Origin of the sequence: uncultured Campylobacter sp., assembly GCF_938040115.1 — a bacterium.
Classification (GTDB): domain Bacteria; phylum Campylobacterota; class Campylobacteria; order Campylobacterales; family Campylobacteraceae; genus Campylobacter_A.
In genome coordinates, this window is the sequence record NZ_CALHXD010000121.1 from 1 (window position 1) to 2,216 (window position 2,216).

Annotated in this window: 4 protein-coding genes; all 4 read right to left on the reverse strand. The window is 45.8% G+C overall.

The window, feature by feature from the left end; genetic code table 11:
• A partial coding sequence (locus Q0314_RS04675) for an iron-containing alcohol dehydrogenase (RefSeq protein WP_298057063.1) occupies window positions 1-565 on the reverse strand: 565 nt, incomplete at its 3' end.
• Window positions 566-644: 79 nt separating this feature from the next.
• Entirely contained in the window at window positions 645-773 is a 129-nt protein-coding gene (locus Q0314_RS04680; RefSeq protein WP_002943393.1) for a hypothetical protein, read from the reverse strand.
• Window positions 774-781: 8 nt separating this feature from the next.
• Entirely contained in the window at window positions 782-1,909 is a 1,128-nt protein-coding gene (locus tag Q0314_RS04685; protein WP_298057066.1) for a cytochrome d ubiquinol oxidase subunit II, read from the reverse strand.
• Window positions 1,893-2,216: cytochrome ubiquinol oxidase subunit I (locus tag Q0314_RS04690; protein WP_298057068.1), on the reverse strand; the 324-nt coding region annotated here is incomplete at its 5' end. The genes Q0314_RS04690 and Q0314_RS04685, both read right to left, overlap by 17 nt.

Genomic DNA, 2,216 nt, shown 5'->3' on the forward strand with positions numbered 1-2,216 from the left:
CTAGGTACTCGCGGCTAACGCTGGCTTGCAGCTGAGGATTTACGACCGAGACTAGCGGATATAGCACGTCGCCGTGGATGGCGAATTTTTGTTTTGTAGCTTTGTTTGTCACGACTGCGCCCGAGTTCATCTCGCTGCCCGTCGCCGCAAGAGTTATGATGTCAAAGATTTTTAGCGCGCGACTCGGGTCCTTGCCCGTGAAAAAATCCCACACATCGCCCTCATATAGCGCGCCTGCGGCAATGGCTTTGGCGCTATCTAGACAGGAGCCTCCGCCTACGCTTAGCACGCTATCGGCGTTAAATTTCCTAGCTAGCTCGATGCCTTCGTAAACTTTGCTTAGCACTGGGTTGCTAACCACGCCGCCAAGCTCTATAAACTCTATGCCGTTTTCTTTTAGGCTCGCTGCGACCGTGTCAAAGAGTCCGTCTTTTTTGATGCGTTCGCTACCGTAGATCAGTAGGGTTCTTTTAGCGTCAAATTCGCGCATATAAAGCCCGATATTTCGCTCTTTGCCTCTGCCGAATTGTATTTTAGTGGGGTTGTGAAAAGTGAAGTCAAACATCTCGTTCTCCTTAAAATTTTAGCCTCATTATAGCGATAAAAGCTAAAATTTAAGTAGAACGAGATTTGCGGATCAGCGCTTATTCGCGCAAATTTCCAAAGTATTTGTCGTCGTTTTTCTCGACGTGTTTGATGTTAAAATGGACGAATTTATATCCGCCAAAAAGCGCCAAAACCCAAAGAAAAAGAAAAACTATCGCTTCTATCATTTTTATCCTTAATATGCGTGATGATCGTGCTTGATCTCGTCGGCCGTGATTTTTTTGCTATCCATCGCACGCCAAACGACGAAAATATAGCCCAAAACAAACGGCACTAGCAGGCTCACGTAGGCCATGACGTTTAGCGTGTAGTGACTAGAGCTTGCGTTTTTGATAGTTAGCGAGCTTTGCAAATTTGAAAACGACGGATAAAACGCCGTATCCGCAAGGCCTGCTATCAAAAATAGTCCCGTAACCGTTAGCACTACGCCAACGCCGTAAGGCACTACGCCGTAGATGCTAGTCGTAAATGCGCCCTTAAATATACCAAAAAGCACGAGTCCGACGCCTATAACTATCATAGCTGCAACAAGCGGCATCTGGAGTAAATTTAGAGCGTATTTAAAGCCAACTAGGCTCACTACGCCGCTCTCGTCGTATGCAAAACCGGTCTTGGTAAATATCCAAGCGATGAATATCAAAAAGAACGGTAAAAAGAAAATCGTATTTTTTAGTACCGCTTTTCTGGCGTTGGCTCTTATCTCCTCATCGTCGATGTTGTTGATGAGATAGAGCGCTCCGCCTACGCGAGAGAGAAAAAATACCGCGATGCCTAGCGGATAGAGCATGATGTTGCCTAGCGCTTCAAGTCCTCGAAACGGCGTTTGCCACTGCACGAAGTTGTGCTCGTTTAGTAAAAAATCGCTACCCGAAAAAAACGTGCTAACGGCCATGCCGATTAAAATAACGCCCAAAGAGCCGTTGATGAAAAGGAAAATTTCATAGGTTTTTTGACCTAGGAAGTTGTCCGGTTTTTTGCGGTATTCGTAGCTCACGGCTTGGAGGATAAAGCAAAACAAAATCGCCAGCCACACCCAGTACGCACCGCCAAAACTCGTAGCGTAAAACAGCGGAAACGCCGCAAAACACGCGCCGCCAAACATTACAAGCGTTGTAAACGTAAGCTCCCATTTGCGCCCGATAGAATTTATCACCATGTCCTTTTGAAGCTCGTTTTTGCAAAGCCCAAAAAGCAGCGTTTGTCCACCCTGAACGAACATCATAAACACTAGCAAACCGCCTAGCAAGCTAACTACGCACCACCAGTAAATTTGTAAAAATTCTAAACTAAGCATGGTTTTCAAATCCTATTTTTATCTGTTTTAGCATGATTTTTATCTCGGCTATCAAAAGCGCCGTAAATAAAACGGCAAATAGCCAGAACGAAATTTTGACGTTTGTGTCGGCTAAATTCGTCGCTCCCACGCCCACGGTCATGAGATCTTGTACGACCCACGGCTGACGCCCGACTTCGGCTACTATCCAGCCCGCCTCGATCGCCACTAGTCCTAGCGGGATACTAAATACGCACACCCACAGCAGCTTTTTGAAATTTTCGATATCGTTTGCCATCGTAAGATACGTAACGACCAAAAATAAAGCCAAAAAGTA